Source organism: Aliidiomarina sp. (assembly GCF_022565475.1).
Lineage (GTDB): Bacteria > Pseudomonadota > Gammaproteobacteria > Enterobacterales > Alteromonadaceae > Aliidiomarina.
Genome location: NZ_JAIUMR010000004.1, coordinates 78734 through 93360, shown reverse-complemented (window position 1 = coordinate 93360; position 14627 = coordinate 78734). Strand labels below are relative to the sequence as shown.

The 14627-nt window shown below is 51.5% G+C and carries 12 protein-coding genes, 1 other RNA gene and 1 pseudogene; 5 read left to right on the top strand and 9 right to left on the bottom strand.

What is annotated here, in order from left to right:
• Positions 1-9 precede the first annotated feature (9 nt).
• From mraY to mraZ, 7 genes are read right to left on the bottom strand one after another with little or no spacing between them, the layout of a single operon-like run.
• Positions 10-1095 (bottom strand): phospho-N-acetylmuramoyl-pentapeptide-transferase, encoded by a 1086-nt coding sequence (mraY, locus tag LAT77_RS05150; RefSeq protein WP_290563489.1) that lies wholly within the window; start codon positions 1093-1095, stop codon positions 10-12.
• Positions 1089-2501: a UDP-N-acetylmuramoyl-tripeptide--D-alanyl-D-alanine ligase gene (murF, locus tag LAT77_RS05145; protein ID WP_290563488.1), complete on the bottom strand. Its 1413-nt coding sequence runs from the start codon at positions 2499-2501 to the stop codon at positions 1089-1091. Before murF ends, mraY begins: the two co-directional genes overlap by 7 nt.
• Positions 2498-3979, bottom strand: a complete 1482-nt coding sequence (gene murE, locus LAT77_RS05140) for a UDP-N-acetylmuramoyl-L-alanyl-D-glutamate--2,6-diaminopimelate ligase (protein ID WP_290563487.1) — start codon at positions 3977-3979, stop codon at positions 2498-2500. Before murE ends, murF begins: the two co-directional genes overlap by 4 nt.
• The gene (locus LAT77_RS05135) at positions 3972-5708 is read right to left on the bottom strand and encodes a penicillin-binding transpeptidase domain-containing protein (protein ID WP_290563486.1); all 1737 of its coding nucleotides are present in this window, start codon (positions 5706-5708) and stop codon (positions 3972-3974) included. Before LAT77_RS05135 ends, murE begins: the two co-directional genes overlap by 8 nt.
• The gene (ftsL, locus tag LAT77_RS05130) at positions 5699-6034 is read right to left on the bottom strand and encodes a cell division protein FtsL (protein WP_290563485.1); all 336 of its coding nucleotides are present in this window, start codon (positions 6032-6034) and stop codon (positions 5699-5701) included. Before ftsL ends, LAT77_RS05135 begins: the two co-directional genes overlap by 10 nt.
• Positions 6031-6996: a 16S rRNA (cytosine(1402)-N(4))-methyltransferase RsmH gene (rsmH, locus tag LAT77_RS05125; RefSeq protein WP_290563484.1), complete on the bottom strand. Its 966-nt coding sequence runs from the start codon at positions 6994-6996 to the stop codon at positions 6031-6033. The genes ftsL and rsmH overlap by 4 nt, the downstream gene beginning before the upstream one ends.
• The gene (gene mraZ, locus LAT77_RS05120; protein ID WP_290563483.1) at positions 6996-7454 is read right to left on the bottom strand and encodes a division/cell wall cluster transcriptional repressor MraZ; all 459 of its coding nucleotides are present in this window, start codon (positions 7452-7454) and stop codon (positions 6996-6998) included. The genes rsmH and mraZ overlap by 1 nt, the downstream gene beginning before the upstream one ends.
• 149 nt (positions 7455-7603) lie before the next feature.
• Here mraZ and LAT77_RS12370 point away from each other — a divergent pair.
• Positions 7604-9739 (top strand): annotated as a pseudogene (locus LAT77_RS12370) (putative bifunctional diguanylate cyclase/phosphodiesterase); the annotation flags it as partial.
• 71 nt (positions 9740-9810) lie between these two features.
• Here LAT77_RS12370 and rnpB read toward each other — a convergent pair.
• Together rnpB and rsmI are read right to left on the bottom strand one after the other, a co-directional pair.
• Positions 9811-10164, bottom strand: an RNA gene (gene rnpB / locus LAT77_RS05110) — RNase P RNA component class A.
• A gap of 42 nt (positions 10165-10206) precedes the next feature.
• The gene (gene rsmI / locus LAT77_RS05105) at positions 10207-11040 is read right to left on the bottom strand and encodes a 16S rRNA (cytidine(1402)-2'-O)-methyltransferase (RefSeq protein ID WP_290563481.1); all 834 of its coding nucleotides are present in this window, start codon (positions 11038-11040) and stop codon (positions 10207-10209) included.
• A gap of 93 nt (positions 11041-11133) precedes the next feature.
• Here rsmI and LAT77_RS05100 point away from each other — a divergent pair, with 93 nt between their 5' ends.
• From LAT77_RS05100 to LAT77_RS05085, 4 genes are read left to right on the top strand one after another with little or no spacing between them, the layout of a single operon-like run.
• On the top strand, positions 11134-13035 hold the full coding sequence (locus LAT77_RS05100) for a penicillin-binding protein activator (protein WP_290563480.1): 1902 nt from the start codon (positions 11134-11136) through the stop codon (positions 13033-13035).
• Positions 13010-13360: a YraN family protein gene (locus LAT77_RS05095; protein ID WP_290563479.1), complete on the top strand. Its 351-nt coding sequence runs from the start codon at positions 13010-13012 to the stop codon at positions 13358-13360. The genes LAT77_RS05100 and LAT77_RS05095 overlap by 26 nt, the downstream gene beginning before the upstream one ends.
• Before the next feature lie 2 nt (positions 13361-13362).
• Entirely contained in the window at positions 13363-13926 is a 564-nt protein-coding gene (locus LAT77_RS05090; RefSeq protein WP_290563478.1) for an SIS domain-containing protein, read from the top strand.
• 2 nt (positions 13927-13928) lie between these two features.
• Positions 13929-14492, top strand: a complete 564-nt coding sequence (locus LAT77_RS05085; RefSeq protein WP_290563477.1) for a BON domain-containing protein — start codon at positions 13929-13931, stop codon at positions 14490-14492.
• Positions 14493-14627: the final 135 nt, after the last annotated feature.

Here is a 14627-nt window from a genome sequence, read left to right as displayed (position 1 = left end):
TCTTTTGCCCTAGCGCAATTTCAATGTTGCTAAACCAATCAACACCAGAATTAACGAAATGATCCAAAAACGAACGATCACTCGTGGTTCTGGCCAACCTTTCAATTCGTAATGATGATGGATTGGTGCCATACGAAAGATTCGCTTGCCACGCAGTTTGTACGAACCAACTTGTAACATCACCGACAAGGTCTCGATCACGAACACGCCACCCATTATAAACAAGACCAACTCTTGGCGGACTAAGATTGCAATAATGCCAAGCACAGCGCCGAGCGCCAATGAGCCAACATCACCCATAAACACTTGCGCCGGGTAGGTGTTAAACCATAAGAACCCCAATCCTGCACCGACAATCGCGGCACAGACCACGGTCAGCTCCGCCGCCTCGGGAATGTATGGAATTTGCAAATAGTTTGCGAAGTTAACGTGTCCAGTCACATACGAGAAAACACCAAGTGCACCGGCAACCATCACGGTGGGCATAATCGCTAAGCCATCGAGACCGTCGGTCAAGTTGACTGCATTGCTGGTGCCGACAATGACAAAGTACGCCAGCAAAATATAGAACGCCCCCAGTTGTGGCATCACATCCTTGAAGAAAGGAATCAGCAGTGCCGTTTCTGCAGGCTGTTGGGCGGTGTAAAATAGATAACTGGCAACGGTCAATGCGACGACCGACTGCCAAAAGTATTTCCAGCGTGCGACGAGGCCCGCTGGGTCTTTGCGGATCACTTTGCGATAGTCATCGACAAAACCGATTACGCCAAATGCCGCTAGCGTCAGCAGAGTGACGACAACATAGCGATTACTCAAGTCCGCCCATAGTATTCCTGAAATTAAAATACTGACGAGAATCAAGATGCCACCCATCGTTGGCGTACCCGATTTACTCAAATGGCTCTGAGGACCATCATCACGCACGGTTTGGCCAATTTGCATCCGTTGTAGACCGCGAATCACCCGCGGGCCCAACCAAAGGGAAAGCAAAAGTGCCGTTAAAATTCCCATAATTGAGCGCATGGTCAAATACGAGAACACATTGAAGCCTGTGGCTACATGCTGCTGTAAGTATTCCGCCAACCAAACTAGCATGCGGCATTCCTCCGATGTTGTTCTTCTTTTGCCGCGTTCAACAGCGCTTCCACAATTCGCTCCATGCGTGCACTGCGTGATCCTTTCACTAATATGGTGAGCGCTGCCTCGCTGTTAATTTCTTCATATAAAGCTGCAACTAAACTGTCCACGGAATCAAAATGGCGACCGCCGTGGCCATTAAAAATCTCACTCGCGCTTTGACTGAGAATGCCGAGCGTATATAAACCATCAATCCCAGCACTAATACCATGCGCACCGACTTCTTCATGGTAAGCACGTGCTTGTGTGCCTAGCTCACCCATGTCGCCGAGTACAAAAATACGGCGGCCCGGAAGACTAGCAAGCACATCAATCGCTGCTTTCGCCGAACCCACGTTGGCATTATAGGTATCATCAATTAAGCGAACATGTGGCCACGGTGTGTGCGTCAACATCCGTCCTGGCACAGACTGCATATGCTGAAAGCCACTGAGTATCTCGTCGATACGCAAGCCGAGCGCTCGACACACGGCAACGGCGGCCAGCGCATTTGCCACGTTATGGCGTCCCGGCAGAGGCAATTGCACCGACCACGTTCCCTCAGCCGTCACCAGCTCGAACTGGGCGCAACCATTGTCATCAAGTTGAATAGCGGTTGCTTGGTAGTCAGCATCATGGTCAATCGCGAAAGTTTGCCAGTTCTGGTTGCTAAGCTCGCGTTGCCAATAGTCATGAAACTCGGAATCCGCATTCGTCAATGCCAGCCCCTGAGCACCAAGTCCGCGGAAAATTTCGGTTTTCGCTTTGGCAACACCACAGATGTCACCAAAGCCTTCGACATGCGCCGGAGCCACATTATTAATCATGGCAACATCGGGTTTCACCAACCCCGTTGTATACGCGATTTCACCACGATGGTTAGCGCCCAACTCGAAGACACCGTAGCGATGTTCATGGGTCAATCGCAATAAGGTCAAGGGCACGCCAATGTCATTGTTATAATTACCTGCGGTGGCTAACACCTCACCCGTCACGGACGGTGCATGGCGAAGAATTGCGGCAACCATTTCCTTGACCGTCGTCTTGCCACTGCTGCCGGTAATGGCCACAGATTTCGGTTTAACTTCCGCTTTCACTGCCGCGCCCAGCGCGCCTAACGCCGCTCGGCTATCTGCCACGACAATTTGGGCAACATCGAGGTCCAACAGACGCTCGACAATTAACGCTGACGCACCTTTTGCAACCACATCGGCACAAAAATCGTGGGCATCAAAGTTTGGCCCTTTAATGGCGATGAACAGATCGCCTGGTTGCACCTGCCGGCTATCGATCACCACCTGTTGATCAATAATTTGCTGCGGCGATTGCGCATGCAACTCGCCATCAACTTGCGTATTAATCCACGCTAAAGAAACTGGAATCATGGTTGTCCTCCAGTTAAGCTTCTGACCCACTCACGTTCATCATAAGCGTGTGCAGTACGACCGATAATTTGATAGGTTTCATGTCCTTTACCTGCGCAGACCACCACATCGTCCGGCCCCGCCTGTGCAATGGCCCAAGCTACAGCATCAGCTCGGCCCGGATGCGCGTAATGACTTGATTCCGCACCCATGCCACTTATGATGTCAGCAATAATCTGCTCAGGTGATTCCGTCCGCGGATTATCATCGGTAACGACCACTTGATCAGCGAGCCGCGCTGCGACTGCGCCCATTTGTGGCCGTTTACCGCGGTCACGGTCACCACCACAGCCAAACACACACCACAGTTGGCCGGGGCAGTGACGGCGCGCAGCCAGTAAGACTTGCTCAAGCGCATCCGGTGTATGCGCATAGTCCACAATCACCAATGGCTTTTGTTCTGCACTAAAGGTTTCCATGCGGCCCGGCACTGATTGCAAAGAAGGAACTAAGGCCGCAACATCCGCGAGGGCATAACCAGCACCGACGACACTCAAACTCGCGGCGAGAATATTGGCAACGTTAAAGTCACCCAGTAGGCTAGTTTTCACTGGCAGATGCTGAATTTCATCGCCATCGGTGTTATGCCCAGACCACACTAAGTTGAAGTGGGTGCCGTCATGTTGATAGCGAATCTGACTCGCAACGAGCGTATTTGTCTCGCCAATCTTCTGCTCATCTAAACTAAACTTTAATGCGGCTGGCGTTGCCCAAACAGCAACTTGAGGGTCATCCGCATTGATAATCTGTACGCGCGCAGTAAAGTCGCCGAATAGGCGTTGCTTCGCCGCAATATACGCGTCCATGGTGCCATGGTAATCGAGGTGATCGCGGCTAATGTTGGTAGCAATCACGGTATCGAAATTCAACGCCTCAACGCGACCTTGCACGAGGGCATGTGAAGAAACTTCCATGGCAACAACTTCAGCGCCCTCCGCCAAAAAGCCAGCCAAACGCTGCTGCACAGTGACCCCATCCGGTGTCGTGTTTTGTTCGGGCAACAACTGTTTCAACAAACCGCTACCAATGGTGCCGAGGACTGCCGCTTCCGGCTTCAAGTGCTGCCACAATTGCGCGGCCAAATTACTCACGGTTGTTTTGCCGTTGGTTCCAGTCACGCCGATTAAACGCAAGCGCCGCGATGGATGTTGATAAAAACTTCCGGCAATCGCAGAGACTTGACTCTTTAACGACGGAATTCCAATCAGTGGAACGCCGTTAAGCTCGCCGTGGGTCCACTCGTCCATATCTGCGAGCACTACACTGGCACCCGCACTAATCGCTGCATCAATATAATCACGGCCGTCAACTTCGTAACCCGGAACTGCGATAAATGCGTCACCGCTGGTCACTTTCCGGCTATCCAGCTTCAAGCCGGTAATGGTAACCTGCGGCAATGGGAATGGTGCATTTGCGAATAAACGAGAGAGTTCAATCACTACTGCGCCCTCCCCAACCGGCAACGCGCAATTCCCGACTGTTTAAGTTGTCCGGCGCAACATTAAGTACGCGCATGGCCTCTTCAGCCACGCGGGAAAATACAGGGGCGGCGACCGTTCCACCATGATAGCTATCACCCGCAGGCTCGTTAATCATGACCACAATCGCGACTCGCGGCCGACTGGCCGGAAGCACCCCAGCAAACAGACCAATGTACTCGTCGCCATAACCACCGGCGACCGCCTTGCGACTTGTCCCTGTTTTACCTGCCACACGATAACCCGGTACTCTTGCGCGCGAACCGGTCCCGTCTTGAATGACGGCTTCCATCAATTTCACCGTTTGTTGCGTGAATTCACGAGAGAAGACCCGCTGTCCCGGGTGCGGCTCATCGACCTTGAGAATACTGATCGGCCGCTTAATACCGCCATTGCCAAGAATCGCATACATTTGCGCCAGCTGCAGCGTTGTTGCCGACATACCATAGCCAAATGACAAGGTTGCCCGTTCAAAGTCCGACCAACGCTGGCGATGTTGCATGAACCCCATGCTTTCACCCAGCATATTGATGCCCGTATCAGTTCCGAACCCGGCTTGGGAATAAAGATTAAGGAAGTCATTGAGATCGAGCTCCAAGGCCAAACGCGAGGTGCCGACGTTGCTCGAATGCGCCAAGATTCCGCCCAAATCTAGGTCACCGTAATTGCGGGCATCTTGCACGCGGCGACCACCAATTCGCATCCAACCCGGACTGGTTTTGACCGTTTCATCGGCGTTCACGACACCCGCCTGTAACGCACCGAGCACCACTAATGGCTTGACCGTTGAACCGGGTTCAAAACTGTCGGCAATCGCTCGATTCCGCATTTGGTGCGGTTGCACGCCGGTCCGATTGTTTGGGTTATACGAGGGGTTATTCACCATCGCCAGAACTTCGCCCGTGTCAACGTCCAAAACCACCACAGAGCCAGAAGTGGCTTGGTGGTAACGCACCGCTTTGGTCAATTCGCGGTAAGCGACGGTTTGAATCCGCTGGTCAATACTCAAAGTGAGATTCTGCGGTAATTGCGACTCGGTAAACTCGATTTCCTCGACCATACGCCCAGAGCCGTCTTTGCGGTAGCGTCGCTGACCGGGTGTACCCGTCAGGAGGTCGTTATAAATTGCTTCAACGCCGTCGATGCCTTCGGCGTCTATATTGGTAATGCCTATCACGTGTGCTGAAATCTCGCCGGTTGGATAAAAACGCCGCGATTCTTCTTTCAAACCCACCCCTGGAATACGTAGTTGATGGATGTAGTTTGCGACCGCTGGCGTCACCATGCGCTCAAGATACACAAAGCGCCGTTGCGGATTGTCGACTTTACGTAATAATTGCTCTTCACTGGTGTTGAGTACTTCCGCAAGCGCCTGCCAGCGGCGCTGATCCGCGAGGCTATTGCGATCATGGACCACTTTCGGATCAGCCCATACGGTATGCACAGGCACACTGATTGCGAGCTCGACACCGTTGCGGTCAGTGATATTGCCACGCTGTACCCGATCTTGGGAAACCCGCACGGAACGCATATCACCCTCAAGGCGGAGACGATCGGGTTCAATCACTTGAATGTATGCTGCCCGAGCAAGTAACGATGCAAACACAAGACATACGCCAGCCACCAGCACCATAAAGCGCATGGGTAAGGGTTCTGGACGTAAAATGCGAGCATTACGTTTTACCGCCATGGCACCAGCACCTCCTGCGCATCAGTAGGACGCTGCATACCCAATTGACGGGCAGCAATGGTTTCAATCCGACTGTGCTCACTTAAAGCATTTTGCTCAATAATGAGATGTCGGTATTCGACATCGAGGCTGTCGCGATATTGCAACACTTGCTCCCGCTCAGCGATAAGCTCACGGTTCATGTGGGTCAAAAAAACCGCACTAAACCCACTGGCAAGCGCAATGGTTCCCCAAATGAGCAATCCACGATAGTGCTTAAGATCACTGGCGATCACGTGCAGCAAGCCGCGATGTCCAGACATTTTCTTCAGGTCAATTTTTTTCATGATTGACCTCCCGCAGCTTTTTCCGGTAGCCGTTCAGCAATCCGCAACACGGAGCTGCGCGCACGGGGATTGACTTTTAACTCTGCGGCTCCGGGCTTAATCGCTTTGCCGATCGCCTTTAACGTTCGATCGTCGGCGATCTGGTCTTCGCGCAATGGCAATCCGGCAGGTACTTGAGCGCGAGTACTCTGGGCACGAATGAACTGTTTGACAATGCGATCTTCCAAGCTGTGGAAACTGATCACAGCCAATCGACCTTCCGGCATAAGCGCCGCCAATGCAGCCACTAAAGCATCTTCAACTTCACCGAGCTCACGATTAATGTGGATACGTATCGCTTGAAATACTCGCGTTGCTGGGTGTTTGTGTTTTTCCCGGGTTGGGCTCACTTTCGCAATTAAGTTCGCCAACTCGGACGTGCGTGTCAGTGTATGCTCTTGACGATGTTCAATAATCGCGCGCGCAATCCGACCGGCAAAACGTTCCTCACCATAATGGCGAAAAACATGGGCCATTTCGTCCATGTCTGCGTGGGCCAGCCATTCTGCCGCCGATTCTCCTTGTTCGGGATTCATCCGCATGTCAAGCGGGCCATCGCGCATAAAACTAAAACCACGTTCGGCGTCATCAAGTTGTGGGGATGAGACACCGAGATCAAATAAGATACCTGCCACTTGGCCGGTGAGTTGCTGCGCAGCAATAATCTCTGCGAGTTGCGAGAAAGGCGTGTGGAAAAAAGTTAAACGAGGGTCCTGTGCCGCTAAGGCACTTGCTTCAGCCGCGGCTGTGGGATCGCGGTCAAACGCAAGCAAGCGCCCTTGTGGAGAAAGGCGCTCAAGAATGGCACGACTGTGCCCACCACGACCAAAGGTCGCGTCGATGTAAATCTGGTCCGGCTGGATCGCTAACGCTTCAATCGACTCCGCTAGCAACACCGGTACATGTTGCGATGATTGCGTCATTATAGTGAAAAATCTTGTAGTCGATCAGTTAATGTAAAGTCGCCTGCTTGCTCTGCTGCGATATCGTCAGCAACTTGCTGCTGCCAGGTTTCCTCGTCCCAAATCTCAAATTTGTTGAGTTGCCCAACGAGCATGAGTTTTTTATTCAAGCCTGCATGTTGGCGCAGCGGCGTTGCAATTAAGACGCGTCCATTCTTATCCATCTCGCAATCATCTGCATAGCCCAACAACAAGCGTTGAAGGCGACGTTCTGCGGGGTTCATCGAAGAGAGTTTGGCTAGCTTTTGTTCAATGACTTGCCATTCAGGTACCGGGTACAATAGGAGGCAGGGCTGCTTGATGTCGATCGTGCAGACCAATTTCCCCTCACAGTCCAATGACAATAGATTGCGATACCGTGCTGGTATTGCAAGCCGTCCTTTGTCATCCAAACTGATACTATTTGCGCCACGGAACATAATTTATTAGCGGGATCACCAAAATGATCCACTTCTCTCCACTTTTCCCCACAATGATACAGTCTAGGTGGCACTTTGATCCCCTGTCAAGGAAAAAGCGCAACATTTAAGCGAATTGCTCGATATAATGACTTGCGTTCAAGCAGTGGATGGTCAACTATTCTACTGATAATAAAAAAAGAGGCGTTGCCGTGCGTCGTAAAGCTCTTATCGTCGTTATTAGTGTATGTATTTTTATCGTGGGGGAGTTTATCCTTGCGCGCTTTATTTATGCCGAAACGCGACGGACTGAAGAAGCGAATCGATTTCTCGTTTTAGAGCGGTTAAGTACGATTCGTGCCCGCATCGAAGGTTTGCTCCAAACGAATTTACTTGCAATCCGACAAGTGCGAACCGAGATTTACCTCAACCCTGACTTTGACGAAGAACGTCTCCGCCTGATTATCGACAGTATAATCTCCGATTCATTGCAAGTTCGCCATGTCGCTGTGGGTGTCGATTATATCATCGAATTCATTCATCCGATGACAGGCAATGAAGCCGCGTTAGGCTTTGACTACCGCTCGTCGCCAGAACAACTGAGTAGCTATGTACAAGCATTAGAAACCAGTGAAATTACGATTAATGGGCCGGTGCTTTTGACCCAAGGTGGCGAAGCGATAATCGCTCGCGTGCCGGTTTTCCCTGACGGTGAACATAATATTGTCATCTCACAAGTCATCGACCATCAACTTTTGTTTCAGCTCGCTGGCCTCTATGACACACCGGAATTATCTGTCAGTATTCGCGGTCGCAATGGTTCCGGCTCTGCCGGACCTTTAATTCTGGGTGACGCTGAGGTCTGGCAGGCACAACCGGTCACGCAAACCATTCAGTTACCGAGCGGTGAATGGGTCCTCGCTGCCATACCGGTGGGATCGTTTTGGCAAGACGGCGAAGACACAAAACTATTATGGTGGGTGTTTGGCACCTTGCTCTCTTTACTATTCGCTGTGTTAACGGCGATCATTTTGTTCAATCAACAAAAGCTGCAGCTCGCATTTCGTACCATTACTCGCCAAGCACGTTTCGATAGCCTCACCGAGCTACCCAACCGCCACTATTTTCTTGAACAACTGACCAGTTACCTCGACAGCTGCAAGCGCCGTGAAGAGCAATGCGCTCTGCTCTTTATCGATCTTGATCACTTCAAAGAGGTGAACGATACCTTTGGCCATGAGGCAGGCGACCGGTTGCTCAAAGTCATTGCAAATCGCCTCACGTCGTCACTCCGAAAAGAAGACATTATTGCGCGTCTCGGCGGCGATGAGTTTGTCGTGGTCTTGAAGAATCTCATCGAGCCCATGCATGCCGAATTGCAGTCGGAGAAATTACTGACCTTTATCCGTGAGCCCATCTCGATTAAAGGCAACGAACTCTTAATTGATGGTTCAATTGGCATTGCCATCTACCCCGATGACGGTCACTCGGCACTGGAACTATTAAAGTCGGCAGATTTGGCGATGTATAACGCGAAAAACAATGGTCGTGGGCGCTCTTCTTATTTTAGTGAGTCGCTCCGAGAGAAAACGGAAAAGCAGCTGCGCGCCCGCAAAGAAATTCTTGCCAGTATTGATAAAAAGCACTTCTTTATTGACTATCAACCCATAATTAACGCCGCAAGCGGCGAACTTTATAGTGTCGAAGTGTTAGTTCGTTGGCAGCATCCGACGGAAGGCTTATTAATGCCCGATGAGTTTATTCCGATCGCTGAAAAGAACGGAACAATCCGTGACCTAGGTAATTATGTTTTACAAACCACCTGTCACGACATTAGCAAAATTCGCGCCGCAGGCATTAGCGGACGTTTAGCGATCAATATTTCCTCGCATCAGTTTTATGACGCCCACGCGCTCGAGTGTTGGTTCGCTATTATCGAAAACCATGGCGTTTCACCCCGTGACTTTACCTTCGAAATTACCGAGTCTATGCTCATGCCCGACCGCGAGCGACAGCGAAATATGCTCGAAACTTTGCATGAGAGAGGAATTAACCTAGCGATTGATGATTTCGGGACCGGCTATTCCTCGACCAGCTATTTGCAGCATTTTCCCGTGTCGTTATTAAAAATTGACCGCAGCTTCGTCGAAGGGGTGCCAGACAATCATCGTCAATCGAATCTATTAGCGGCGTTAATTCAAATGGCACGCGCACTTTCAATCGACGTTGTCGTTGAAGGTGTCGAGTCGGCACAACAAGTGGAATTTATTCGCCATCATTGCGCGGATTTGATTCAAGGCTTTTACTTCGCTCGGCCAATGCCGCTCGACGCGTTTATTCAGCGTTATGGCACAGCCAGTGCAGGATCACAAAAGAAAGGCGGAGTCAGCCGCTAAGCCGGGTTCTGTCGAGGACAATCATTCGTCTAGGACTGCAGTCGCCTGCAACCTCAAGCAACCTACCCGGATCCGAGGCGGGCCACCCCATGGATCCCTATTTGGTCTTGCTCCGAGTGGAGTTTACCGTGCCACAAACTGTTACCAGTTGCGCGGTGCGCTCTTACCGCACCCTTTCACCCTTACCTGTTCCCGCAAGCGGGCCATCGGCGGTCTGCTCTCTGTTGCACTAGTCGTCGGCTCACGCCGCCCAGGCGTTACCTGGCACTCTGCCCTATGGAGCCCGGACTTTCCTCCCCTTGCTTACGCAAGCAGCGATTGTCTTGGCTGACTCCGGCGCGCAGTATACCGATTTCGCGCTGAGCATGCTAGCGTGTTCAGCTTAAGGTATGATGATAAAGCTCGTTGGCTCGCAGGTTGTAGTGGCTGGCAACAATTTTCGCGGCCTTTTTCGGCGGCAATTCAGCAGTTAAAAGCGCCAACAGTTGTAAGGCTTCGGCTGGAATGCCCTGACTTTGCCTTGGCGCACCAGCGACAATCAAAACCATTTCACCACGTTGCTGATTCGTATCGGCAGTGACCTGAGTCAGTACATCGCTCACTGAGCCATTGAGAAACGTTTCGAACTGTTTCGTCAGCTCGCGAGCAATGACAACTCGACGATCCGGACCAAAGACTTCGACGATAGCTTCAAGGGTGTCAAGAATACGCCGAGGCGCCTCATAGAAGACCAAGGTCGCGGTTTCATTCTGGTGTTGCTTTAATGCTGTCACCCGCGCTTGTTGCTTTGCTGGAAGAAAACCTGCAAATAGGAAGCGATCGGTCGGCAAACCCGCTGCTGACAGCGCTGCAATTGCCGCACACGCGCCCGGTAACGGCACAACCCGCACTCCGGCAGCACGACACGCGTTAACCAATGGATAGCCAGGATCACTAATCAAAGGCGTACCCGCGTCACTGATGAGCGCTATCGACTTACCGCTCTGCAGTTGTTCAATCAGGCCATCAGCTTTTTCGCGTTCATTGTGTTCATGCACCGACCACATGCGTGTTTGCACACCGAGGTGTTGTAACAATACGCCACTATGGCGCGTATCTTCCGCTGCAATCACATCCACATTTTTCAATGTTTCAATCGCCCGCAGGGTAATGTCGCCTAAATTTCCAATCGGCGTTGGCACAATATAAAGGGTGCCGGGGGTTGTGCTCACAGCAATACTCCTGCTCTTTACGAATTTTCAACACGGTTGAATTTGTCTGCAGCTGACTGCCGGTTTATAGTAGGGGCACTGCAGGTAACTGAGATGTTCATTGTGCCAAAGAAGCTACTGTCTTGCCTATTTCTTTTTTCTTCCGCTGCGCTCGTGTTAGCAGGCTGTTCATCCGCCCCTGCACCTTCGGATACAAGCGAGCGTCCAGAACAAATACGGACGGAGCCGACAGAAGTACAACCCGATCGACTAGCTGCCGCGGAGTACCTTCGTCGTGCCCAAACAGAAACCTCGTCATCACGGCAACAAGCCTTGCTCGTCCAAGCCGCGAAAGCTTACTTAGACGACTCGCAGGACCAACAAGCTGGGGTGGTTTTATCCTTTATTCAATCCCGCTATCTGCAACCCGGTGATGCAGTACAGTACAACCTGCAACGTGTGCGTTTTGCGGCGTACATGGGCGACTGGCAACGGGTTGTCGAACTGACCGATGGTCTCGACCAACGATTAAATCAACGCGAGCAACGTTTACAAGCATTGGAATTACGCCATCAAGCGCTCGCCGCGCAAGCCGATTACATCGCCGCTGCAGCAGCCCTCGTCAACTATGGTCGCTATGCGCCGGATCAAGATCGTAGCGAAGCGGTCTGGCATTTACTCTCGCAAGTGCCCGCAGAGCAGTGGCGAGCCGGCGTGACGCACAATGATTCCGTGATGCGTGGCTGGATTCAGTTATTTGAACGACTGACCCAAGCTTTAGACCAAAGTCGTCCGCGCGGGCCGGTATTGCAGTCATGGCAGCGAGCTTTCCCGCAGCACCCAGGAGGACCCATTGTCGAACAACTATTGACGCGGCCGGAGATCACCGCTGAAATTCAGCGCATTGCGGTGCTACTGCCGCTGACCGGACAGTTCGCCGATGCTGGCAAATCCGTACGCAATGGCATTCTTGCGCGCTTGACTGACCGTGAATTACCCTTGCACGTGTATTTTTATGACACCGCGCAAATGAGTGTTGAAGATCTGTACGACCGTCTATTTGCGGCTGAAGTTGATCTGGTGATTGGCCCGCTCGACCGGCCAACGCTCGAGTCTTTCAATCAATACGCAGTGCAACGCAACGCCACAGCGCCTTGGGCACAACTCTGGTTGAACAACCCTGATGAGAAGAACACCAACGATCGTCACGCATTTTTCGCCTTAGATACGGTCACCGAAGCGACCGATGCCGCAAACCGATTGCAACAACTCGGCTACCAACACATTCTCGTACTCGGCCCCGATACCAATCGCGGTCGCAGTGTTGCCAGCCGTTTCGGCGAGCAATGGCCGCAACAATCGGGATATTCTCAGCGTGCTCAGTTTTACGCCGCCAGCACCGATATTCCCGATGTAGTGCAGCAGAGTTTACTTGTCGACCGCAGCCAAGCTCGCATTGATGTCATTGAGCGGCTTGTCCAGCAGCACGTCACGGCGCCACGAGGGACGACCGAGTTGCATTATGAAGTCCGCAGTCGCCAAGATCTCGATGCAATCTATGTCGGTGGCGATGCGCAACAGGTTCGATTGTTAAAACCCTATATTGATGTCAACTTAAGCGCCTTCGGCCGACGCATCCCAGTGTACGCCAGCAGCTCCGTTCACCAAGAGCAATTGAGCCGCGGCGAGAATGATCTCGATGGGGTTATTTTCTCGGACGCGCCTTGGTTATTGCAACCCGACCTTGCCAATGAATTACGTCAGCAATTCGAGCAACAATTGGGCCGTCTAAGCCTCAATCAACAGCGCCTCTTGGCGATGGGCTATGACGCGATGGCGATTGCCCCGAAAGTGCTCGCCATGAATCATTTACCGGGCTACACGCATAACGGATTGACGGGGCAATTGCGCATTATTGAGCAAAAAGTTGAACGTCATCTTGCTTGGGCTAAGTTTGAAGGACATGAACTAAAACTCGAACGAGCCAGTTATGACAACCCGACAAATCGGCACTGAGTATGAAAACCGTGCCATCGTATTTTTGCAAGACCAAGGTTTGCAACTTCAAGACCGTAACTTTCGTCTCGACAATAGTGAAGTTGACTTAATCTTTAGTGATGATGAACAGTTAATATTTGTTGAGGTCAAATATCGACGGACGCAACATTTCGCTGATATTCTTGAGCAGCTTACCGCTGCTCAACTGCAACGAGTGCGTCACGCCGCGCGCGTGTGGATGATCAAAAATAATATCAATGAACATGAAGTTGGCTGCCGATTCGATATCGTTGCCATTACCGGCGAGCCCTTTCAAGTAGAGTGGTTAAAGGACGCTTTTTAGTTATGCAGGACACAATTCGTACTTTTTTTAATGAAAGCATTCAAGTTCAAGTGGCAGCCGCGGATAGTTTAGTCAAGCCGCTCGAGCGCGCCGTGCAGCTTCTGACTTCTTCGTTACTCGACGGCCGGCGTATTTTTAGCTGTGGTGACGGTAACAGTACCTTTGTGGCGCAACATTTCACTGATTTGCTCATCCATGGCACCCATTTGGAACGACCGCCATTTCCAGCGGTAACCTTGGGCATGAATTCAACCCAACCGGTGCAAGTTGATTGTCTTGCCCGGCAACTCAGCGCACTGGGCAGTCAAGGTGATATCCTTTTAGCTTTCGTCAGTCAGCATCAATCGGAACGTGTCCACCAAGCGATGGAAGCCGCACTTTCGCGAGAAATGACGATAATTGCCGTCACCGGTGACGAGGCCGCAGAGATTACCAGCCTGCTTGGCCCCAACGATCTTGAAATGCGCATCCCAAGTACCAATACAACCCGAATTGTCGAGCAACAATTATTCCTCAGTCAGCTCTTATGTGATTTGATTGAACAACAAATTTTTCACGGAGTATAGCAATGCGCATTGGTCTACTATTACTGTTATGCTTACCGCTATTGCAAGGCTGTGCGGCGATTGTTGTAGGTGCCGCGGTCGGTACCACAGCGGTCGCTTTAGATAGTCGTGATGTCAATACCCAAGTCGACGACACGGCCATCCGGCTGCGCGTTTTAGGCTTAGTGAATCGTGACGATGACTTTGACCAACAGCGCGTGCGGGTCATTTCTTATAATGGCGATGTGCTTTTGTTTGGCCAAGTCGCCAATGCTGAGTTAAAACAAAAAGCGGAACGGTTTGCCCGAGAAACCGATGGTGTTGTGCATATCTTCAATCAACTCACCGTTGGAGAGGTGGCTTCACTGCGCGAGCGTGCGGACGACAGTTGGATTACTACTCGAGTAAAAGCCGAGTTACTGCGTGAAAACGATCTCGACCTATCCGGAGTCAAAGTTGTGACTGAAAGACGAGAAGTCTTCTTGCTGGGAATTGTGAATCAAGCTCAGGCGGATCGCGCCATTGAAATCGCGCGTCATGTTAGTCGCGTTAATCGTGTGGTCAATGCTTTAGTTGTGCAATCGTAACCTTACCCACGACCAAGCAGCGTAGCGTCAAACAAGCGTATTCAGCTGAAATGAAAAGGCCTGACGTCGATTAACTATCGAAATCAGGCCTTGGTAGCGGCTTAGCAGTGAGTCCCGGTTGATGCGGCCCCGACT

What these genes read in the sequence shown, in the direction of transcription:
- LAT77_RS05085 (WP_290563477.1), top strand. Translation starts at nt 13,929, where the DNA reads ATGCGCATTGGTCTACTATTACTGTTATGCTTACCGCTATTGCAAGGC.
- LAT77_RS05135 (WP_290563486.1), bottom strand. Translation starts at nt 5,708, where the DNA reads ATGGCGGTAAAACGTAATGCTCGCATTTTACGTCCAGAACCCTTACCC.
- murF (WP_290563488.1), bottom strand. Translation starts at nt 2,501, where the DNA reads ATGATTCCAGTTTCTTTAGCGTGGATTAATACGCAAGTTGATGGCGAG.
- LAT77_RS05095 (WP_290563479.1), top strand. Translation starts at nt 13,010, where the DNA reads ATGACAACCCGACAAATCGGCACTGAGTATGAAAACCGTGCCATCGTA.
- mraZ (WP_290563483.1), bottom strand. Translation starts at nt 7,454, where the DNA reads ATGTTCCGTGGCGCAAATAGTATCAGTTTGGATGACAAAGGACGGCTT.
- LAT77_RS05100 (WP_290563480.1), top strand. Translation starts at nt 11,134, where the DNA reads ATGTTCATTGTGCCAAAGAAGCTACTGTCTTGCCTATTTCTTTTTTCT.
- LAT77_RS05090 (WP_290563478.1), top strand. Translation starts at nt 13,363, where the DNA reads ATGCAGGACACAATTCGTACTTTTTTTAATGAAAGCATTCAAGTTCAA.
- rsmH (WP_290563484.1), bottom strand. Translation starts at nt 6,996, where the DNA reads ATGACGCAATCATCGCAACATGTACCGGTGTTGCTAGCGGAGTCGATT.
- ftsL (WP_290563485.1), bottom strand. Translation starts at nt 6,034, where the DNA reads ATGAAAAAAATTGACCTGAAGAAAATGTCTGGACATCGCGGCTTGCTG.
- mraY (WP_290563489.1), bottom strand. Translation starts at nt 1,095, where the DNA reads ATGCTAGTTTGGTTGGCGGAATACTTACAGCAGCATGTAGCCACAGGC.